Origin of the sequence: Tabrizicola sp. (assembly GCF_041913445.1) — a bacterium.
Lineage (GTDB): Bacteria > Pseudomonadota > Alphaproteobacteria > Rhodobacterales > Rhodobacteraceae > Tabrizicola.
Window position 1 is genome coordinate 174,658 of the sequence record NZ_JAYSFG010000003.1, and the last position, 21,304, is coordinate 195,961.

15 protein-coding genes are annotated in these 21,304 nt (G+C 66.9%); 7 read left to right on the forward strand and 8 right to left on the reverse strand.

What is annotated here, in order from left to right:
• A complete protein-coding gene (locus ACE3Q6_RS05040; protein ID WP_374429294.1) occupies positions 1-1,425 on the forward strand; it encodes a mannitol dehydrogenase family protein in 1,425 nt (474 codons plus the stop codon).
• Here the strand turns inward: ACE3Q6_RS05040 and ACE3Q6_RS05045 are convergent.
• From ACE3Q6_RS05045 to secA, 3 genes are all read right to left on the reverse strand, one after another.
• Positions 1,422-2,936 (reverse strand): phosphate ABC transporter substrate-binding/OmpA family protein, encoded by a 1,515-nt coding sequence (locus ACE3Q6_RS05045; protein ID WP_374429296.1) that lies wholly within the window; start codon positions 2,934-2,936, stop codon positions 1,422-1,424. The two genes, ACE3Q6_RS05040 and ACE3Q6_RS05045, sit on opposite strands and share 4 nt — an antisense overlap.
• 18 nt (positions 2,937-2,954) lie before the next feature.
• Positions 2,955-3,833, reverse strand: a complete 879-nt coding sequence (locus ACE3Q6_RS05050; RefSeq protein ID WP_374429298.1) for a hypothetical protein — start codon at positions 3,831-3,833, stop codon at positions 2,955-2,957.
• Positions 3,834-3,993: 160 nt separating this feature from the next.
• Complete coding sequence (gene secA / locus ACE3Q6_RS05055) at positions 3,994-6,732, reverse strand: preprotein translocase subunit SecA (protein ID WP_374429301.1); 2,739 nt, start codon at positions 6,730-6,732, stop codon at positions 3,994-3,996.
• 189 nt (positions 6,733-6,921) lie between these two features.
• Between secA and ACE3Q6_RS05060 the strand changes: the two genes are divergently transcribed.
• The 4 genes from ACE3Q6_RS05060 to ACE3Q6_RS05075 all read left to right on the forward strand — a co-directional run bounded on the left by ACE3Q6_RS05060 (position 6,922) and on the right by ACE3Q6_RS05075 (position 9,909).
• The gene (locus tag ACE3Q6_RS05060; RefSeq protein WP_374429304.1) at positions 6,922-7,764 is read left to right on the forward strand and encodes a peptidylprolyl isomerase; all 843 of its coding nucleotides are present in this window, start codon (positions 6,922-6,924) and stop codon (positions 7,762-7,764) included.
• A gap of 24 nt (positions 7,765-7,788) precedes the next feature.
• The gene (gene argJ / locus ACE3Q6_RS05065; protein ID WP_374429305.1) at positions 7,789-9,168 is read left to right on the forward strand and encodes a bifunctional glutamate N-acetyltransferase/amino-acid acetyltransferase ArgJ; all 1,380 of its coding nucleotides are present in this window, start codon (positions 7,789-7,791) and stop codon (positions 9,166-9,168) included.
• A 116-nt stretch (positions 9,169-9,284) separates the two neighbouring features.
• Positions 9,285-9,683 carry a (deoxy)nucleoside triphosphate pyrophosphohydrolase gene (locus ACE3Q6_RS05070; RefSeq protein ID WP_374429307.1) on the forward strand — a complete coding sequence of 133 codons (399 nt, stop codon included), beginning with the start codon at positions 9,285-9,287 and terminating at the stop codon, positions 9,681-9,683.
• Positions 9,684-9,765: 82 nt separating this feature from the next.
• On the forward strand, positions 9,766-9,909 hold the full coding sequence (locus ACE3Q6_RS05075) for a hypothetical protein (protein WP_374429309.1): 144 nt from the start codon (positions 9,766-9,768) through the stop codon (positions 9,907-9,909).
• 62 nt (positions 9,910-9,971) lie between these two features.
• Here ACE3Q6_RS05075 and infB read toward each other — a convergent pair whose 3' ends face one another.
• The 4 genes from infB to rimP are packed head-to-tail and all read right to left on the reverse strand — an operon-like array spanning position 9,972 to position 15,460.
• The gene (gene infB, locus ACE3Q6_RS05080; protein ID WP_374429311.1) at positions 9,972-12,554 is read right to left on the reverse strand and encodes a translation initiation factor IF-2; all 2,583 of its coding nucleotides are present in this window, start codon (positions 12,552-12,554) and stop codon (positions 9,972-9,974) included.
• Positions 12,551-13,207, reverse strand: coding sequence for an RNA-binding protein (locus tag ACE3Q6_RS05085; RefSeq protein WP_374429313.1), 657 nt, complete (start codon positions 13,205-13,207; stop codon positions 12,551-12,553). Before ACE3Q6_RS05085 ends, infB begins: the two co-directional genes overlap by 4 nt.
• 24 nt (positions 13,208-13,231) lie before the next feature.
• A complete protein-coding gene (nusA, locus tag ACE3Q6_RS05090; RefSeq protein WP_374429315.1) occupies positions 13,232-14,842 on the reverse strand; it encodes a transcription termination factor NusA in 1,611 nt (536 codons plus the stop codon).
• A 12-nt stretch (positions 14,843-14,854) separates the two neighbouring features.
• On the reverse strand, positions 14,855-15,460 hold the full coding sequence (gene rimP, locus ACE3Q6_RS05095; protein WP_374429317.1) for a ribosome maturation factor RimP: 606 nt from the start codon (positions 15,458-15,460) through the stop codon (positions 14,855-14,857).
• Positions 15,461-15,694: 234 nt separating this feature from the next.
• Between rimP and ACE3Q6_RS05100 the strand changes: the two genes are divergently transcribed.
• Both ACE3Q6_RS05100 and ACE3Q6_RS05105 read left to right on the forward strand, forming a co-directional pair.
• On the forward strand, positions 15,695-17,512 hold the full coding sequence (locus ACE3Q6_RS05100; protein WP_374429319.1) for an autotransporter assembly complex family protein: 1,818 nt from the start codon (positions 15,695-15,697) through the stop codon (positions 17,510-17,512).
• Positions 17,512-21,027 carry a translocation/assembly module TamB domain-containing protein gene (locus tag ACE3Q6_RS05105; RefSeq protein ID WP_374429322.1) on the forward strand — a complete coding sequence of 1,172 codons (3,516 nt, stop codon included), beginning with the start codon at positions 17,512-17,514 and terminating at the stop codon, positions 21,025-21,027. Before ACE3Q6_RS05100 ends, ACE3Q6_RS05105 begins: the two co-directional genes overlap by 1 nt.
• 4 nt (positions 21,028-21,031) lie before the next feature.
• Here ACE3Q6_RS05105 and ACE3Q6_RS05110 read toward each other — a convergent pair whose 3' ends face one another.
• Positions 21,032-21,226, reverse strand: a complete 195-nt coding sequence (locus tag ACE3Q6_RS05110) for a hypothetical protein (RefSeq protein WP_374429324.1) — start codon at positions 21,224-21,226, stop codon at positions 21,032-21,034.
• Positions 21,227-21,304 lie beyond the last annotated feature (78 nt).

The following is a 21,304-nucleotide window of genomic DNA, read 5'->3' on the forward strand; positions in this document are numbered from 1 at the left end:
ATGACCGTGCAGATGCCTGCCTATGATCGTTCGAAGCTGACCCCGGGGATCGTGCATATCGGCCTTGGGAACTTCCACCGGGCGCATATGGCCGTCTACCTGGACGACCTGTTCGGGATGGGGTTGAACCACGACTGGGCAATCCTGGGCGCCGGGGTGCGCGAGGGCGACGCCCGGATGCGCGAGGCGTTGAAGGCTCAAGACTGCCTGTCGACGGTGATCGAGCTGGACCCTGCGGGCAAATCCGCCCGGCGGGTGGGGGCGATGATCGACTTCCTGCCGGTCGAGGCGGACAACGCTGCCCTGATCGCGGCGATGGCGCGGCCGGAGATCCGGATCGTCAGCCTGACGGTGACGGAGGGCGGTTACTTCATCAACCCGGCGACGGGGCAGTTCGACCCGATGCACCCCGAGATCGTCGATGACGCGGTCGACCCGCACAAGACCGCCTTCGGGGCAATCATCGCGGCGCTCAAGGCGCGCCGGGCGGCTGGGGTGAAGCCCTTTACGGTGATGTCCTGCGACAACCTTCCCGGCAATGGCCATGTGACCAAGGCAGCCGTGATGGGCCTTGCGGGACTTGAGGACCCGGACCTCGCCTACTGGATTGGCGACAACGTGGCCTTCCCGAACGGGATGGTGGACCGGATCACTCCGGCGACCGGGCCGCGGGAGCGGGCGATGGCGGCGGCGTTCGGGCTTGGCGACGACCCGGTGCCGGTGACCTGTGAGCCGTTCCGGCAGTGGGTGCTGGAGGACAACTTTCCGGCGGGGCGGCCTGCCTGGGAGAAGGTGGGCGTGACGCTGACGCCCCATGTCCACAATTTCGAGATGATGAAGATCCGCATCCTGAACGGCGGGCACGCGACCATCGCCTATCCCGGGGGCCTCATGGACATCGAGTTCGTCCACGAGGCGATGGCGAACCCGTTGATCCGGGGGCTTTTGGACAAGGTCGAGGTGAACGAGATCATCCCCTACATCCCGCCGGTGCCGGATACCAACCTGGGCGACTACTACCGGCTGATCGTGGACCGCTTCTCGAACCCCGAGGTCGCGGATACCGAACGCCGCCTGTGCCTCGACGGCTCGAACCGGCAGCCGAAGTTCATCGTGCCGTCGATCCGGGATGCCCTTGCGGCGGGCGGGTCTGTGGAGGGGCTGGCCTTGGTCTCCGCGATGTGGTGCCGGTATTGCTATGGCGAGACGGATAGCGGGACCGTCATCCCTCCGAACGACCCGGATTGGGATGCCCTCGTCGCGCGGTCGAAGGCCGCGAAGGCGCGTCCGGCGGCCTGGCTGGAGATGACGGCGGTCTATGGCGACCTTGGGCAGGATGCGCGGTTTGCAGGCGCGTTCGAGCGGTGGCTGAACCGGCTTTGGGCCGTGGGGACCAAGCAGACGTTGACCGAATACCTGGCTTAAGGCGCGGGAGCGTCGGGGGGCGGCGCGAAGTCGGGGACGACCCAGAGCTCGACCCGGCGGTTCAGTTGGCGGCCGATGGCGGTTTCGTCGCAGGCCATCGGGAGGGCTTCGCCGAAACCTTCCACGACCGGCAGATCCTGGGGCGCGAGGTCCGGGGCCACGGCCGCAAGCTCCTGCGCGACCTTGGCGGCGCGTTCCACCGAGAGCGCCAGGTTTGCCTCGGCCGCGCCCGATCCGTCGGAGAATCCAGCCAGCACCAGTTTCTGGTTGCGGAATTGGCCTGCCGCGATCAGCTGAGCAAGATCGGCGAGGTTGTCCTGCGACTGGGCGTCGAGGGTAGAGGAGCCATCCTCGAAGCGGAAGGTCAGGCTGACACGGTCCGCGCCGTCCATGATCCCCGCCAGTCGCTTCAGGTCGTCCAGCGTCACGTCCTCGCCCGCGCCCTGGATCGCGTTGATCAGCCGCAACCCGTCCGCCGTCATGGGCTGGCGGCTCGCCGAACGGTCGATGAACCCCGCCGCCGACACGGCCGCCTGGGCATCAGGCGTGCGCAGGAAATCCAGGAACTCACGGGTCAGAAGCGGCAGGCGGCGCTTGGGCGTCAGAAGAAGCACGGGCAGGGACAGGGGATAATCCTCGGCCTTGATCGCCAGGGAGGTCGGCAGAAGCGGGAAGCCGCAGCTGTCGGTCAGCGGCATCCGGCGGGCCGGGGCGATGGCCGAGCGGCCGGACACCGCAATGGCCCAGGGGTCCTTGGCTACCGCCTCGGCCAGGCTGGCAAGGTCCGGGTGCAGGACCGTGGCCTTGTCCTCGGTGCCAAGCCGGTCGGCCAGCGCGCGTTGCAGATCCGTCTCGGGCGCCAGTGCGTGCAGGACCACCGGCATGTCCGGGCCACCGATCTGCGCCCAGTTGTCGACTTCGCCCGCGAGGACCTTGCCAAGCTCGGTGGTGGAGATTTCCGGCGTGGGGTTGTCCGGGGCGACCAGCACCACAAGCGCATCCATCGCGACCGCGTGGCTGCCAAGGTCGGGCTCGGTCCGGAAGGCCAGCATGAGGTCGGCCGCACCATCCTGCAGCGTGGCGGTGGCAAGCTGGGGCGGCATCGCCGAGAAGGAGACCTCGGCCAGTTCCTTGCGACTTTCCGGGTCCAGGATGCGCGCGCCGTAAGCTTCGCCCGCACCCTCTTCGTAGACAAGGCCCCGCGACCTGGCGAAGGCCTGGAAGAGGGCCGGCAGCAGCGGCGCGGCGTCCGATGCCCCGACCACGCGCATGACGGCGCGCGGCGCGATGAGGTCGGGACAGGCGGGGCCTTCGCAGATCACGCCCTGGCCATCCACGGTCAACGGTCCGTAGGCGGTGTCGATCCGGTAGAATTCGCCGTCATAGCCCTGCAGAGTGCCGGTCAGCACGATGCCGCCCTCGCGGGCCACCAGGGTGACGTCCTGGGCAACGGCAGGTCCTGAAACAAACAGCGCAGCGCAAAGCGCCACGAGTCCTGCCTTCACATGCATACGCGGCCAATCCGGTCCTTACTTCGGAGCGGCAAGTTTCAGGCCGGGCGCAAGATTCTTCAACACCAGAATGTCACCCGCCGTCCCGCAAAGCGGCACGGCGACGGTCTGCTCGGTCGTCGTGGCAATACCGCTGGCCGAGTGGACGGTCTCCACCCTTAGAGTGCGGCCGCAGGTCGCCGGGGTGATCAGCAGTTCGCCGGTGATGTCTGCCGTACCCAGATCCTTGCCGGGCACCGAATAGACGCGCGCCAATACCGGCGACGGCAGGTTTGCCTGGCCAAGGGCTAAGACGCCCTGTTCCGTGCCGGACAAGCTGGGGCTGCCGATCAGAACGCGGTCGCCGTCCGTGACGCGGAGTTCCATCTCGAGCGGGCTGGCCCAGCTGATCGCGTAGCGGGCATAGGATGCGGCGTCAGGCACATCGACCCGACCGAGGACCAGCCGGGAATCCTCGAGATAGACCGCGACCATCGCATCGCTGCGCAAGGCTGGCAGCACGACGGAGGCCTGTCCGTCGGCCTTGGTCTGGGCCGAGAAGGACAGACCGGAATGCCGGACGACGAAGCGTTCGCCCCGGTTGCAGGGTGCGATCAGCCGTGCCTCGATCATCGCGCCGGGCAGCGTGGCAAGCGTCAGCTGGGCCTCGCATCCTTCGGTCACGGGTGCGGAGGCTTCGGCTGCGACCGACGTGATTCCGGTCACCCGCGCGAACCCCGCGTCCGAAGGCGTGCTCAGCGAGGCGGATTCCGGAATGGCAGCCGCGACACGGTCGGCAGGACGCTCGTCGCGCGCCGCTTCAGCCGCAGTCAGCAAAAGCGAATGCTCGGCCGCGGGGGCCTTCAGCGTCTCGGCAGTATGGGCGGCCCCTACGGCGACCGCCAGGACGGCGGACACCCTTAGAACCCTTTTGCCCCAAAGCATGGCAGTGCCCCGGTGAGAATCGTTACCGTTTCCGGGTTAGAGCCGAATAGGGGCGGAGAAATGGCATTATTTGGGAAGGCTTACGGTTTGCTGCCCTGATCGGCCGGGACCGAGGCCCCGGCCGGGCGACGCCTCAGGCGAGGCGACCGTGGCAGTGCTTGAACTTCTCGCCCGAACCGCAGGGGCAGAGGTCGTTGCGCCCGGGGTTGCCCCAGGTGGACGGGTCGGCTTCGTCGAAACCAGCCAGCCGCGTTGCGGCCTCGGCCACCGGGGCAGCGGCGACGGCGGCGGCAGCAGGAGCGGCCGCGGCGGCTTCCAGCACCTTCGGCTGCTGCGCCGCGGCCTGGGCGGCCGCCATCTGGCGCATCATCTCTTCCTGTTCTTCCTTGGTCACGGGACGGATGCGCGACAGCTGCTGGGTCGTCTGTTCCCGCAGCGAGTTCAGCAGGTTGCCGAACAGCTGGAAGGCTTCGGTCTTGTATTCGTTCAGCGGGTCGCGCTGCGCATAGCCCCGGAAGTTGACCACCGAGCGGAGGTGTTCCAGCCGCAGAAGATGTTCGCGCCACTTGCTGTCGATGGCCTGCAGAAGAACCTGCTTCTCGATGGTCTGCATGGTCGCGGCGCCGAACTTCTCGGTCTTCTCGGCCATCATCTTGTCCGAGGCCTCGATGATCCGCTCCAGCACGACGGCCTGGTCCACGCCCTCTTCGGCGGCCCAGTCGGCAATCGGCAGGTCCATGTTCAGCATGTCGCGGACCGAGGCGGTAAGCGCGTCGGTGTCCCAGGCGTCCGGGTAGGATTTCGGCGGCATGGCGAGGTCGACGAGATCCTCGATCACCTGGTGGCGCATGTCGGCGGCGACATCGGCGACGTGGTCGGCCTGCATGATCTCCATCCGCTGCGAGAAGATCGCCTTGCGCTGGTCGTTCATCACGTCGTCGAACTTGAGAAGCTGCTTGCGGATGTCGAAGTTGCGGCCTTCGACCTTCGCCTGCGCCTTTTCCAGGGACTTGTTGACCCAGGGGTGAACGATGGATTCGCCTTCCTTCATGCCCAAGGTCGACAGGATCTTGTCCAGCCGTTCGGACCCGAAGATCCGCATCAGGTCGTCTTCCAGCGACAGGAAGAAGGCCGAGCGGCCGGGGTCACCCTGACGGCCCGAACGGCCGCGGAGCTGGTTGTCGATGCGGCGGCTTTCGTGGCGTTCGGTCCCCAGGACGAACAGGCCACCGGCCTGCTTGACGGCCTCTTCCTCGTCCTTGTGGGCGGCTTCGATGCGTTCCCGGATGGCGACGTGGTCGCCTTCGGGATCGGCGGCGATAGCCTCCATGATCTTGAATTCGACGTTGCCGCCAAGCTTGATGTCGGTCCCGCGGCCGGCCATGTTGGTGGCGATGGTCACGGCGCCCAGCTTACCCGCATCGGCGACGATCTTGGCTTCCATCTCGTGCTGGCGGGCGTTCAGGACGTTGTGCTGGATGCCTGCGTCCTTCAGCAAAGCGGAGAGCTGTTCGGATTTCTCGATGGACGTGGTGCCCACAAGGATCGGTTGGCCCTTCGCATGGGCTTCCTTGATCGCCTCGAGGATGCCGTCGAACTTCTCGCGCGCGGTGCGGAAAACCTGGTCGTGTTCGTCGATCCGGGCGACGGGGCGGTTGGTCGGGACCTCGACCACGCCAAGGCCGTAGATCTCGCGGAATTCCTCGGCCTCGGTCGCGGCGGTGCCGGTCATGCCCCCGAGCTTTTCGTAAAGCCGGAAGTAGTTCTGGAAGGTGACGCTGGCGTAGGTCACGTTCTCGGGGTTGATCTTCACCCCTTCCTTCGCCTCGATCGCCTGGTGCAGGCCCTCTGACAGGCGGCGGCCCTTCATCATGCGGCCGGTGAATTCGTCGATCAGCATGACCTCGCCGTCGCGGACGATGTACTGCTGGTCCTTGAAGAACAGCTTGTGCGCCCGGAGCGCCTGGTTGACGTGGTGGACGATCGAGGTGCTTTCCGCGGCGTAGAGGCTCTGCCCCTCGGGCAGTATGCCGGCCTGGCGCAGAAGGTCCTCGATGACGTCGTTGCCCTCTTCGGTGAGGGTCACACCGCGGGTCTTTTCGTCGACCGTGTAGTGTTCGGGCTGCAGGTGCGGGATCACCTTGTCCACCGCGCTGTACAGCGGGCTGCGGTCCTGGCTCGGGCCAGAGATGATGAGCGGCGTCCGCGCTTCGTCGATCAGGATCGAGTCGACCTCGTCGACGATGGCATAGTGGTGGCCGCGCTGCGCCATGTCCTCGAGCGAGGCTTTCATGTTGTCGCGCAGGTAGTCGAAGCCCAGCTCGTTGTTCGTGGCATAGGTTATGTCGGCGCGGTAGGCGACCTTCTTCTCGTCATCGGGCTGCTGCCCGTAGACGACGCCGGTGGTCATCCCCAGCGCGGCATAGACCTTGCCCATCCATTCCGCGTCGCGCTTTGCCAGGTAGTCATTCACCGTGACGACGTGGACGCCGCGCCCGGTCAGGGCGTTCAGATAGGCCGCGAAGGACGCCATCAGCGTCTTCCCCTCGCCCGTCTTCATCTCGCTGATATTGCCCTGGTGCAGGAACATCGCGCCCTTGAGCTGCACGTCGAAGGCCCGCAGTCCCAGCGCGCGCCGTGCGGCTTCCCGGCAGTTCGCGAAGGCTTCGGGCAGGATCGCATCCAGGCTTTCGCCGCCTTCCTGCACGCGCTTCTGGAATTCGCGCGTCTTGGCGATGATCCCCTCGTCGCTCAGCTTCTGGAACTCGGGCTCGAGCGCGTTGATCTGCGCCACGATGGGGCGGACGGACTTTACCTTGCGGTCGTTCGGAGTGCCGAACACCTTCCGCGCAATCGATCCAAGACCCAGCATGTTTTCTCCGTGGGGCGGCTTCTCTGACAGCATCGTGTGGCCGTTGGGCTTGCCCGCCCTCACGGCCTTCCCTAGAAGGTCCAGAGCATGACCGGTCGAGCCCGTTCCACGCGACTGTCGCGATGTAAGGGGAAGCACTGGCATAGTCAACTTAAGCAGGCCGAAGGCCGCGATCAGGAGTAGGTGAAAATGATGAAACGCACGAAATTCTGGTCGGTCGTGGCTTTGGCGGCGGCGCTGTCCGGCCCCGCGCTGGCCGAGGGCGAGACGGCCGACACCGTGGTGGCGACGGTCAACGGCGTGAACATCACGCTGGGCCACATGATCGCGCTCCGCGAGACGCTGCCGGCAGAGTACCAGCAGCTGCCCGACGATGTGCTGTTCAAGGGGATCTACAACCAGCTGATCCAGCAGGAAGTCCTCGCGCAATCGGTTGGCGAGCTGGGGCCGCGTGTGCTGGCGACCATCGACAACGACAAGCGCGGGCTCGTCTCCGGCATCGCGATCGAGATGCTGGTGGCCAGCGCCGTCACGGACGAAGCGCTGCAGGCCGCCTATGACGCGCGCTTCAAGGACGCGGCGCCCCAGACCGAATACAATGCATCGCACATCCTGGTCGCGACCCAGGAAGAGGCCGACGCGATCAAGGCCGAGCTCGCCGCAGGCGCGGATTTCGCCGAGATCGCCAAGGCCAAGTCGACCGACACCGGATCGGGCGCCAATGGCGGTGACCTTGGCTGGTTCGGCCTTGGGATGATGGTCAAGCCCTTCGAGGACGCCGTCGTGGGCGCGAAGGTTGGCGAAGTGACCGGCCCGGTCCAGACCGACTTCGGCTTCCACCTGATCCTGGTCAAGGAAACCCGCGTGGCCGAGAAGCCCACCCTGGACCAGCTGCGCGAGGAACTGGCCGCCGAGATCGAGAATGCGGCCATCACGGCGAAGATCGAGGAACTGACCAAGGCCGCGACCGTGACGCGCGAAGGCGAGGGGTTGGACCCCGCGCTTCTGAAGAACTCGGCCCTGATCGACTGACGCACGCAAGCCTGGGGGACGGCGATGGCAAAGACTGACTGGAAGGCCGAAGCAAAGGCGCTGAAGAAGAAGGTCCGCAAGCTGAAGGACAGCCTGACTGCGGCCGCGGGTCCCGTGGCCGAGGCGGTGTCCGAGGCGGTGGGCGACGTGGTCGTCGCGGCGAAGAAGGCGCTGAAGCCGGTATCGCCGCTGGCCCCGGCCAGTTTCCCGGTGCTTCCTGCGATCAAGGGGGCCGAATTCGCCGCCGTCGAGGCCGGGGTGCGCTACCAGAACCGCAAGGACGTGATGCTGGTCCGCCTGGCGCCCGGCACCACGATGGCCGGGGTGTTCACCCGGTCCTCGACCCGGTCCGGCTGCGTCCGGGACTGCCAGGCGAAGCTTGCGATGAAGGTCCCGGACGGCGCGGGGGCGGCGATCATCGTCAACTCCGGCAACTCCAACGCATTCACCGGTCGCGTGGGCGATGAAGCCGTCGCAGCCGTCACGGGCGCTGTGGCCGAGGCGCTAGGGGTTCCTGCCTCGCGCGTGTTTTCCTCGTCGACGGGCGTAATCGGTGAGCCGCTGCCGTTCGAAAAGATCACCGCCAAGGTTCCCGACCTGGTGGCCGCGCTGCAGGAAGACGCCGTGGAAATGGCCGCGCAGGCGATCATGACCACCGACACCTTCCCCAAGGGCGCGGCGGCCACCGTGCAGGGCGAGGGCGGGGTGATCCACATTTCCGGAATTGCCAAGGGTTCGGGCATGATCGCGCCCGACATGGCGACGATGCTGGTCTACATCTTCACCGACGCGAAGATCGGCGCGAACCAGCTGCAGAAGATGATCTCGCGCAATGTGGATGCGACCTTCAACTCCATCACCGTGGACAGCGACACCTCGACCTCGGACACGCTTTTGATCGCCGCCACCGGCCAGTCCCCCGCTGCCGAGCTGAAGGGCCCGACGCTCAAGGCATTCGAGACCGCGCTGGCCGGCGTGATGCGCGATCTGGCGCTGCAAGTGGTCCGCGATGGCGAAGGCGCGACCAAGCTGGTCGAAGTGCGCGTCACCGGCGCGGCGACGGACGAGGATGCGGCGAAGGTGGCCTTCTCCATCGCCAACTCGCCGCTGGTCAAGACCGCGGTTGCCGGGCAGGACCCGAACTGGGGCCGGATCGTTGCCGCTGTGGGCAAGTCCGGCGCCCAGGCGGATCGCGACAAGTTGACGATCCGCTTCGGCGACATCCTTGTTGCGCAGAATGGCTGGCGGAACCCGGACTACCGGGAAGAGGACGGCGCCGCCTACATGCAGGGCCAGGAGCTGGTCTTCGCCGTCGACCTCGGCCTGGGCAAGTCGAAGCGGTCGGTCTGGACCTGTGACCTGACCTCGCGCTACATCGAGATCAACGCCGACTACCGCTCTTGATTTCATCTTTGCCCAAGTATCCCACGGGTGCAGCCTTGGTTGCGCCATTGGTTCGAGAAACCAAGGCTGCGGGGGGTGTGAAACCCCCGGGCTTCCACCCCGCGAAAGCCCCTGACATGAAGATCGTCCTCGTCTCTGCCGTCGCCCTGATCGATTCCGACGGGCGCGTCCTTCTGGCCCAGCGGCCCGAGGGCAAGTCGCTCGCCGGGCTCTGGGAGTTTCCCGGCGGCAAGGTCGAACCCGGCGAGACGCCCGAGGCCGCGCTGGTTCGAGAGCTGAAGGAAGAGCTGGACATCGACACCTGGACGTCCTGCCTGGCGCCCCTGACCTTCGCCAGTCACAGCTACGATGATTTCCACCTGCTGATGCCGCTTTTCGCCTGCCGCAAGTGGCAGGGCATCGTCCGCGCGACCGAGGGCCAGACGCTGGCCTGGGTGGCTCCGAACCGGCTGAGGGACTATCCGATGCCACCCGCCGATCTACCTTTGATACCCATTCTTCGGGACTGGCTTTGATACTGTGGGTTTTGCCGTGACAGAGCCCCGCTTTCGGGATTTAACTCGGCACAACCTCAGGTAGAGCCGACGGAGCCGCAGCATGTTGAGAACAATCCAGATCGGAAGTTGCATCCAGGTTCAGGGCGTGCTGGTGCGCAGCCTGTCGGATGGACGCATCGTCGTCAGCGACGGCAGCCGGGAATTCATCGGCTCGCCCATCCCCTTGGTGCGCAGTCCGCTCTGACCCTTTGGACCGAAAAAAAGCCGGGCAGATTGCCCGGCTTTTTTCTTTGCTGACGGTCGCGGTCAGTCCAGCGTGCGCTGGACTTCCTCGCGCTCGAAGATCTCGATGACATCGCCCTGACGGATGTCCTCGTAGTTTTCGAAGGCCATACCGCATTCCTGGCCCGAGATGACTTCCTTCACCTCGTCCTTGAAGCGCTTCAGCGTCTTCAGCGTGCCCTCGTGGATCACCACGTTGTCGCGCAAGAGGCGCACGCCCGCCGAACGACGCGCCACGCCCTCGGTGACAAGGCAGCCCGCCACCTTGCCGACGCCCGAGACCTTGAAGACCTCGAGGATCTTCGCATAGCCGATGAAGGTCTCGCGCACTTCGGCCTTGAGAAGGCCCGAGGCGGCGGCTTTGATGTCGTCGACCAGGTCGTAGATGATCGAGTAGTAGCGGATCTCGACGCCCTTCTGGGTGGCCGAAGCCCGAGCCGTCGCGTTGGCGCGGACGTTGAAGCCGATGATCGGGGCCTTCGACGCCTCGGCCAGGGCAACGTCGGTGTCGGTGATGGCACCGACGCCCGAATGCAGCACACGGACGCGGACTTCCTCGTTCCCGATCTTCTCCATCGCCTGGACGATCGCTTCGGCAGAGCCCTGGACGTCGGCCTTGATCAGGATCGGCAGTTCGGCGACGGACTGGTCGGCCTTGGCCTTGGCCATCAGCTGTTCCAGCGTGGTCGCGGCCCCTGCGGCGGCGCGCTTGTCCTTGGCGGTCTTGATCCGGTAGTCGGCGATCTCGCGCGCTTGCGCCTCGGTCTCGACGACGTTCAGCGTGTCACCGGCGGAAGGCGTGCCGGAGAGACCCAGCACCTCGACCGGAACCGAAGGTCCGGCTTCCGCAATGGTCTCACCCTTGTCGTTGATCAGCGCGCGAACCTTGCCCCACTGTTCGCCGACGACGAAGATGTCGCCCTTGCGGAGCGTGCCGTTCTGCACGAGCACGGTGGCCACGGGGCCGCGGCCCACGTCCAGCTTGGCTTCGATCACCGCCCCCGACGCCGCCCGGTTCGGGTTGGCGCGGAGTTCGAGGACTTCGGCCTGCAGCGCGATGGCTTCCAGGAGGTCGTCCAGGCCCAGGCCCGTCTTGGCCGAGACTTCCACGTCCTGCACGTCACCGGACATGGCTTCGACCACGACCTCGTGCTGGAGAAGGTCGGTGCGGACCTTGGTCGGGTTCGCCTCGTGCTTGTCGATCTTGTTGATCGCCACGATCATCGGGACCTTGGCGGCCTTGGCGTGGTTGATCGCCTCGACCGTCTGCGGCATCACGGCGTCATCGGCCGCGACCACCAGCACCACGATGTCCGTCACCTGGGCCCCGCGCGAGCGCATGGAGGTGAAGGCCGCGTGGCCGGGGGTATCGAGGAAGGTCACCAGCTGGCCGTTCGGCGTCTTCACCTGGTAGGCGCCGATGTGCTGGGTGATCCCACCGGCTTCGCCCGACACGACCGAGGTCTTGCGGATCGCGTCCAGAAGCGAGGTCTTGCCGTGGTCGACGTGGCCCATGATCGTGACGATCGGGGGACGCGGCAGCAGGCTGTCGTCGCTGTCCTTGACGGTGTCGATGACCTGTTCGACGTCGGCGTCGGACACGCGGACGGCCTTGTGGCCGAATTCCTCGATGACGAGTTCCGCGGTGTCGGCGTCGATGGCCTGGTTCATCGTGACCATCATGCCCATCTTCATGAGCGCCTTGACCACGTCGGCGGCCCGTTCAGCCATGCGGTTTGCCAGTTCCGAAACCACGATGGTCTCGGGGAGTTGCACGTCGCGGCTTTGCTTTTCGGCCTTGTGACCCAGACCCAGCGCCTTGGCGCGGGCCTTTTCCTGCTTGCGCTTGATCGCGGCAAGGCTGCGCTGGCGGCCGCCTTCGTCCGAGATGGCGTCCGAAAGGGTCAGCTTGCCCGAGCGGCGGCCTTCGTCGCCACCGCGCTTGGCACCACGGTCGGCGCGGTCGTCCTTTTCACGGTCGGTCTTGCGCGGCGTCGGCAGGCCGGGCTTGGCCGAAGCCGGGCCGCGCGCATCCTCGGTCGCTCCGGGCGCTGCGGGCGCGGCGCGGTCGGCCGGCTTGGCCGGTGCGGGCGGCGGCGTGGCCGACCGGGCGCGGGTGCCGAGCACGTCGGCCTTGCGGGCCTCGGCGGCGGCGATCCGGGCAGCGGCTTCGGCCTTGGCGGCGCGTTCCTCTTCCTCGGCCTTCAGGCGCAGGGCTTCCGCGCGTTCGCGATCCTCGCGCTCTTTCGCCTCGATCTCGGCACGGCGCTGGGCGCGCTCTTCCTCGCGGGCCTTGTCTTCCTCGGCCCGGCGGGCAGCATCTTCCACCTCACGCGCCTTGGCGGCACGCAGGGCAGCCAGACGACGCTCCATCTCGGCGTCCGAGATGCCTGCGGGGCGTTTCGACGGATCGCCAAGGTTGGTCGCGGCCGAGGCCGTGCCAGCGCCAGGCGCCCCCGGTTTCACCGGAGTGGGCACCACCACGCGCTTGCGCTTGGTTTCGACCACGACGCTCTTGGTCCGGCCATGGCTGAAGCTTTGCTTCACCTGTCCGGAACGGGGCGCGCCCCCAAGGCCAAGAGGTTTCTTGCCGTCAGTATCGCTCATGCGTTCTTCGTATCCTTCATGGCGGTCTCGCCGCCGTCATCCCCGTCCGACTGGGTTGGCAAATGCCCACGCAGTCCGGCGAGTTTTGCCGCTTCCTCTACAACACGAGTCCTGAGTCCACCAGCGGCAAGCGCGGCGTGTATCGCACGTTCGCGCCCGAATGCCAAACCGATTTCCCCAGCCGAAAGGCAGCCGATGAAGCCGTTTGCGCCATCCGGCGCGTGCAGCTTCGTCTTGCCCCGTTCCGACCCGTCGCTGGCCTGGATCAGCGTCGCCGCCGTGCCCTTGACCAGCCAGTCCTTCACCTTCTCGTAGCCCGTCACCGCGTCCCCGGCCTTGCGGGCCATCGACAACAGATCAATCGTGCGCTGAGCCACCAGAGTTTCGACCAGATCGGCCAGACCCTCGGGCGCTTTCGCCGGTTGCCGGGCGGCGCGGGAGAAGAGGTTCTTCTTCACCGCCTTGTCGATGGCAGCCCGGTCGGCCGAGACATAAATGCCCCGGCCGGGCAGCTTGCCCAGCACGTCCGGGACGATCTGCCCGTCAGGACCCAGGCAAAAGCGGATCAGACCCGCCTTCGGCTGGCTTTCCCCGGTCGCAATGCACTTGCGTTCGGGTTCGTCCCTGTCCTTTTCCCGGCCGCCGCGCGTCATTGCGCGTAACCCCGAGGCCTGAGATCAGGCCTCGGCCTCCTCGTCTTCAACACCCTCTTCTTCGGGCTGCTCCAACTCGGTCGGGTCGACCCAGCCCAGCATCACGCGGGCGGTCATGATCAGGGTCTGCGCTTCCTCAAGCGACATGTCGAACTTTTCGAGGACCCCTTCGTCCTTCTTGCGCTGGCCGTTCTCCGTGGTCCAGCCGCCAGCCAGCTCCCAGTCGGCGCAGGTGGCGAAGTCTTCCAGCGTCTTGATCCCGTCCTTGGCCAGCGCTTCCAGCATCTGGGGCGTCAGGCCTTCGAAGTTCACCAGGCTGTCCTCGACCCCCATTGCGCGGGCGTTTTCCATCGCCTTGGCGTTGGCCGCCTCCAGGTAGTCGCGGGCGCGGGCCTGGAGCTCGGCAGCCGTGTCCTCGTCGAAGCCGTCGATGGACAGAAGCTCGTCGAGTTCCACGTAGGCGACTTCTTCCAGGTTGGTGAAGCCTTCGGCGACCAGGAGCTGGGCCATCATCTCGTCAACGTCGAGCGAATCCATGAACAGCTTGGTGCGTTCGGCGAATTCGGCCTGGCGGCGCTGCGATTCTTCGGCCTCGGTCAGGATGTCGATGTCGAGACCGGTAAGCTGCGAGGCGAGGCGCACGTTCTGGCCACGACGGCCGATCGCGAGCGAAAGCTGCTCATCCGGGACCACGACTTCGATCTTCCCGGCCTCTTCGTCGAAGACGACCTTGGAAACTTCGGCCGGCTGCAGCGCGTTCACGAGGAAGGTCGCGGTGTCCTGGTTCCACGGGATGATGTCGATCTTTTCGCCCTGGAGTTCGTTCACCACGGCCTGAACGCGCGAACCACGCATACCGACGCAGGCGCCGACCGGGTCGATGGAGTTGTCGTAGCTGATGACAGCGATCTTGGCACGGCTGCCCGGGTCGCGGGCGACGGCCTTGATCTCGATGATGCCGTCATAGATTTCCGGCACTTCCATCTTGAAGAGCTCGGCCATGAACTGCGGGTCGGTGCGCGAGAGGAAGACCTGCGGGCCGCGTGGTTCGCGGCGGACGTCCTTGATGTAGCAGCGGATGCGGTCGCCGATGCGGTAGGCTTCGCGGCCGATCTTCTCGTTCCGGCGCAGGATGCCTTCGCCCCGGCCGATGTCGACGATGACGTTGCCGTATTCCTCGCGCTTGACGGCGCCGTTGATGATGGTGCCCTTGCGGTCCTTGAATTCCTCGAACTGGCGGTCACGCTCGGCCTCACGCACCTTCTGCAGGATCACCTGCTTCGCGGACTGCGCGGCGATGCGGCCGAGGTCGACGGGCGGGACCTCGTCCACGATCTCGTCCCCGATCTGCGGGTCGGCGAGGTAGGATTTCGCCTGCTTTACGGTGATCTGGGCGTGGTGGTTTTCCACCGCGTCATCCTCGACCACCGTCCGCACGCGGGAGAAGGAGGCGCGGCCGGTCTTGCGGTCGATCTTCACCCGGATGTCCATCTCGGCCCCGTAGCGCGACTTGGCGGCGCGGGCGAGGCTGTCCTCCATCGCCTGGATCACCAGGTCGGGGTCGATCATCTTTTCGCGGGCCACGGCTTCGGCGGTCTGCAGAAGCTCCAGCTGGTTGGCAGAGGTGATTGCCATCGGGTCTACTCCCTAGTGTTTCGTCTCGGGGGTGGGATCTTCATCCTCGTCCCCGTCAATCTCTTCGATCTCGTCGAACTGGCCGTCCGTGGGCTCGGCCACCTTCTTCTGGCGCAGCATCTCGGTGATCAGCGCGTCGGACAGGATCAGCTTGGCGTCCGACAGCCAGTCGAACTGGAGTCCGATGGTCACGTCCTCGCCGCCTTCCTCGATGGTGATGAGGACTTCTTCGCCCTCCACGCCAGCGAGGTCGCCCTTGAAGCGGCGGCGGCCGTCGATGAGTTCGGTGGTCTCCACCCGGGCCTCCCAGCCCTTCCACATCTCGAAGTCCTTGAGCCGGGTCAGCGGCCGGTCGATGCCGGGGGAGGAGACTTCGAGGACGTAGTTGTCTTCGAGCGGGTCTTCCACGTCGAGGACGGCCGAGACGGCGGTAGAGATGTCGCCGCATTCGTCGACGCCGATGCCGCCATCGGGACGGTCGGCCATGATCTGAAGGACACGCGTCTTGCCGCCCATCAGCCGCAGGCGGATGAGTTCAAATCCCAGCCCTTCGATCACCGGCTGGACGATGTCCGCAAGGCGACGGTCGATGGCGGTCTTGGCGACGAGATCGGTCATGGAGTCCAGAAACAAAAAAGCGGACCCAGCGGCCCGCCCGTGACTTTCGGTCGCTTCAGGTTTGGACCCTGAAGCAGCTGTTGAGGTGCATATAGGCGCCTTCACCCGAGTCTGCAACAGGAACCTTGGACGCGCGCGGGGCGGAACCCAACTCCGCCCAGCCGGTTTCCTCTGATTGAAGGGGTCGACACAAGCTGCAATAGTCCGGCATGTGCCGATAAAGGGGATGGCGGAATGGGCTCCGGGCCTGAGGTGAAGCGGTTGCGGGGGGTCGTCGCGGCGGCCCTCTTGTGGGCCGCAGCGCCGGCCCTTGCGCTGGACCGCCTGGACGTCGTCGTCGCGGGCGGGTCGGAGGATCTGACCGAGGCGGTACAGGGCGCGTCCCAGGTGCGGGCCTTGCAGGTGCAGGGCCAAACCGCCCCGCAGGACCTGTTGGCGGCCGCGCGATCGGACTATTCGCGCATTCTGGCAGCGCTTTATGCGAAGGGGCACTATTCGGTGGTGGTCCGGATCCGCATCGACGGACGCGAGGCCGCTGCGATCCCGGCGCTGGAGGCACCGACGTCGATTTCCACGATCCGGATCGAGGTGGACCCGGGCCCACCCTTCCGCTTCGGCGTGGCGCGGGTGGCTCCGCTGGCGCCCGAGACAGAACTGCCGGCGGAATTCAGGTCCGGGGCGGTGGCGGAAAGCGGCGCCGTCTCCTCGGCTGTCGACGTGGCGATCACCGCCTGGCGCGAGACCGGCCACGCGAAAGCCTTCGTGGCGTCCGAGGCGGTGGTGGCCGACCATGCGGCGCGGCGGCTGGACGCGGATGTCCGTCTGGACCCGGGGCCGCGCCTGCGCTTCGGACGGCTGGAGATCACCGGCGAAGAGCGGATGCGGGAGCAGCGGATCCGCAAGATCGCGGGCCTGCCCGAGGGCGAGACCTTCAGCGAAACCGAGCTGCGTCGGGCCGAGACGCGGTTGCGGCGGACGGGGATCTTTTCTTCGGTGGCGCTAAGCGAGGATGAGGCGGTCACCGCACCGGCCCTTCTGGGCATCACAGCGACGGTCGTCGAGCAGAAGCCGCGGCGCTATTCTTTCGGGGTCGAGATCGCCAGTCTGGACGGGGTGTCGCTGACGGGGTCCTGGATCCACCGCAACCTTATGGGCGGGGGTGAGCGGCTGGGGATCGGGGCCGAGGTGACCAACATCGGGTCGGGCGAAAGCGGCATCGACTATGCGCTGGAGGTCACGCTTGACCGGCCGGCCACGCTGACGCCTGACACGACCGCCGGTCTGGTGCTGGGCTTCGAGCATCTGGACGAGATCGACTACTCGCTCGATTCGGTCTCGTTCGGGCTGCAGTTCTCGCATATCTTTTCCGAGGAGCTGACGGCGCGGGCCGGGCTGACCTACGATTACCAGGACGGCACCGACCCCGGCGGGGACTTCACCTTCCGCAACCTGTCGCTGCCCATCGGCGTGACCTGGGACAAGCGGGACAACCGCAACGATTCCACGCGCGGCTTCTACCTGGATGCGACGGCCAAGCCCTTCCTGGGCTTCGGCACCACGGGGTCCGGCCTGCGGACAACCGTGGACGGCCGGGTCTACCGCAGTCTGGGTGAGCCGGGCCGGTTCGTCGTGGCCGCCCGGGCGCAAGCGGGCGCGGTTCTGGGGTCGGCGTTGCTTGAGACACCGCGCGACGACCTGTTCTTCTCGGGCGGCGGAGGAACGGTGCGGGGTCAGCCCTACCGGTCGCTGGGGATCCCGGTCCTGCGCGGCTTCGGGCCGGAGTTCCAGATCGGTGGCAAGTATTTCCTGGGGGCCTCGCTCGAGCTTCGCGCCAAGGTCAGCGACAAGATCGGCGTTGTGGGCTTCGTGGACTGGGGCAGCATCGGTCTGGACGGCTTCACCGGCGGGTTCAGCGATTCGCATGCGGGGGCGGGGCTGGGGCTGCGCTATGACACCGGGCTTGGGCCGATCCGGCTGGACGTCGCCGCGCCGATCAGCGGCAGGACAGGCGACGGGGTGCAGATCTACGTCGGCCTGGGGCAGTCCTTCTGATGCGGCGGGCGCTTCTGATCGCGGCCTGCATGGTCCCCGGCCTCGCCTGGGCGCAGGAGGACGACCGCGACTACCTGACTGCGTTCCTTGAGGACACGTTGTCCGATGCGGGGCGGCAGGTGACAGTGACGGGCTTTGCCGGTGCGCTATCGTCGCGGGCGACCATCGAACAGCTGACCATCGCGGACGACCAGGGCATCTGGATCACCTTGAACGGGGTGGTGCTGGACTGGAGCCGGTCGGCCCTGTTCTCGGGCGAGTTGAACGTCAGCGAGCTTTCCGCGGAAGAGATCATCGTCGCGCGCCTGCCCGAGACGGACGATGGCACGCCAGAGGTCGAGGCTTCAGGGTTCAGCCTGCCGGAACTGCCGGTCTCGGTCAGCGTCGACCGGGTGGCTGCCGAACGGATCGTGCTGGCCGAGGAGGTGCTGGGCCAGCCGGTCGCCGGGACGCTGGAAGCCTCGCTGCAGCTGTCGGGGGGCGAGGGGCAGGCGAAGCTGGACCTCATCCGCCTGGGCGAGGGGCCGCAGGGCGAGATCACGCTGGATGCCTCCTATTCCAATGCCACGCGGGCCCTGGTGCTGGACCTTGTCGCTGAAGAGGATGCCGAGGGGATCGTGGTGAACCTGCTTGGCGTGCCGGGGCGGCCCTCGGCCTCGCTTCGGGTGCAGGGCGAGGGAACGATCGACGATTTCCTGGCGGATGTGGTGCTTGCGACCGACGGGGCGGAGCGACTGCAGGGATCGGTCCAGGTCCAAGAGGCCGAGCCGTCAGGCCACCGCCTGATCGCAGACCTTGCGGGCGACCTTGCGCCGCTGCTTGCGCCGGACCAGGTGGCGTTCTTCGGCAACGAGGTTGCCCTGAAGCTGGACGCGCGGCGGACAGCGGCGGGGCGGACGACGGTCGACCGGTTCGACCTGTCGGCGCGCTCGCTAGCCCTGGGCGGCACGGCCGAGATTGCCGCGGACGGTCTGCCGGAATGGTTCGATGTGACCGGAACGCTCGCCGCCCCCGATGGCGAGCCGGTCGGGCTGCCCTTCGCGGCAGATACCCTGATCACCCGCGCGGACTTCCACCTGCGGACCGAGCCGGGGCGGGAGGGCTGGTCGGGCGAAGCCGTGGTGGAAGGCCTGGACCGCCCGGACCTGAAGCTTGCGCGGGCGGAGCTGACCGGATCGGGCCGGATCGGCCGGACCTCGGCCGGGAACAGCTTTGGCGGGACGCTGGCGCTGAAGGCTTCGGGGATCGCGCCGACCGATCCGGCGCTGGCGCAGGCTCTTGGGTCAGAGATCGCGGGCTCGCTGCGGATGTTCCTGCAGGAAGGCGCCGGGGCGCTGCAGCTTTCGGATATCCGGCTGGAGGGCGCAGGGTTGACCGGGACCGGAGCGGTCAAGGTCGAGGGGCTGGAGGACGCCTTCCTCGCCAGCGGCAAGCTGACCGTGCGGGCTGAGGATTTCGCGCGTTTCTCGGGTCTGGCGGGGCGGCAGTTGGGCGGGTCGGGGACGCTGGTGGCCAGCGGATCGGCCAGCCGGCTTTCAGGCTTCTTCGACCTGGACCTGGCCTTCGACGGAACGGGTCTGCAGGTTGACGTGCCGCAGCTGGATCGCCTGCTGGCGGAGCGGTCCACCCTGTCCGCCTCGATCCGGCGGGACGAGGGCGGGACAGTGCTGCGTCGGTTGGACCTGGTGGCGGGGGGCCTGACGGCCAAAGCGGACGGGACATTGTCGAGCGAAGGGTCCAACCTTGCGGGAACGGTCCGGCTGGACGACCTGTCGGTTCTGGGACCGGGCTATGGCGGGGCGCTGGCCCTGGAGGGGAGCTTCACCGGCCGGCCCGAGGATGGTCGCGTGCAGCTGACCGGTACGGGGCGGTCGCTGCGGGTGGGTAGCCCCCAGGCCGACAGGTTGCTAGCCGGGGAAAGCCGGCTGGAGCTTGATCTTGGGGTGAAGGACGGGGCGCTGCAGGTGCAGTCGGCCCGGCTGGCGAACCCGCAGCTTTCCGCCACGGCTGCCGGCGAAATCACCGGCGATACAAGGCGGATCGAGCTTGAGGCACGGCTGGCCAACCTTGGCCTGATCGTTCCGGAACTTGAGGGACCGCTCACATTTGATGGGACAGCCACGCAGGATGCCTCGGGCTATGCGGTGAACCTTTCGGGCGCGGGACCGGGGCAGATCCGGGCCACGGTTACGGGGCGGATTGCCAATGGCTTCGGCTCGGCGGATCTGGAGATCCGGGGCTCGGGGGCGGCGGGGCTGGCAAACCTGTTCATCGCGCCGCGGTCGGCGTCGGGGAACATCGGCTATGACCTTCGGCTGAACGGCCCCCTGACGCTGGCGTCGCTGTCGGGGCGGGTGACGCTGTCGGACGGACGGATCGTGGACCCGAACCTGGGTCTGTCACTGCAGGGGGTCGAGGCGATTGGCAACCTGCAGGGGGGAAGCCTGCGGTTGCAGGCCACGTCGGCACTGTCCTCGGGTGGGAGGCTGCGGGTCGATGGGCCGATCCAGCTGACGGGCGCTCGCGATGCCGACCTTGCCCTGACCCTGGACGCGCTGCGCCTGTACGATCCGGAGCTTTATGACACCCGGGTCAGCGGCACGCTGTCCCTGCGCGGCCCGCTGCAGGGCGGTGCGCTTCTGTCCGGCGCGCTGTCCCTTTCGGAAACCGAGATACGGGTCCCGGCCTCGGGCTTCAGCTCGGCCGCCGCGCTGATGGACATCCGCCATGCGCGCGAGCCTGGGGCCGTCCGCGAGACGCGCCGGAAAGCGGGTCTTCTTGGCGAGGCGGGTGGCCGTGAGGGTCGCGAGCAGGCCCGACCGATTGCGCTAGATGTTACGATCTCGGCCCCGTCGCAGGTGTTCATTCGCGGCCGGGGGATCGACGCGGAACTGGGCGGTTCGGTGCGGCTGCTGGGCACGACCGAGAACGTCCTCCCCTCGGGCAGTTTCCAGTTGATCCGGGGGCGGCTGGATATCCTGGGCCGGCGGCTGGTCCTGTCGCGCGCCGACCTTAGCCTGGAGGGAAGCCTGATCCCGCAGATCAGTGTTGCGGCCAGCACGGAAAATGACGGGATCACCAGCACGGTGACCGTCGAGGGACCGGCGAACGATCCGGTGGTCAGCTTCGCCTCATCACCCGAACTGCCGCAGGAAGAGGTGCTGGCGCAACTGCTGTTCGGGCGCGGGCTGGACAAGATCTCGGCCCTGCAGGCGGCGCAGCTTGCCAATGCTGTGGCCGTCCTCGCAGGCCGCAGCGGCGAAGGCGTGGTGGGGAATCTGCGGCGCAACTTCGGGCTGGATGACCTGGACATCACCACGACCGAGGATGGATCGGCGGCGTTGAAGGCGGGGAAATACCTGTCCGAAAACATCTACACCGAGATCGAGATCGACCAGGAGGGCAAGAGCCAGATCAACCTGAACCTCGACCTGCGCGAGGGGGTCACGGTCAAGGGGCGTGTCGGCGCGGATGGCGAGACCGGGATCGGGGTGTTCCTGGAAAACGACTACTAGACCGTTACTCGGCATCCTCTTCGCCGCACATCACGACGCACAGAACCAAGGGCACCATCAGCCAGGGCAGCAAGCCCTTGCCGGAGGACGGGTTTTCCTCGACGACCACCGGAGGCTCTTCGACCACGACGACCGGCCCACCGGCCAGCGACGGCAGGGCGAGCGCCACGGAAAGGACGACGGCGAACAGCGATTTCATGACGACCCTCCTTTCAGCAACGTGCCGTGCTCAGGATAGGCATGTGACCCGTCCCGCAAACATCTGTCCGCGAGACAG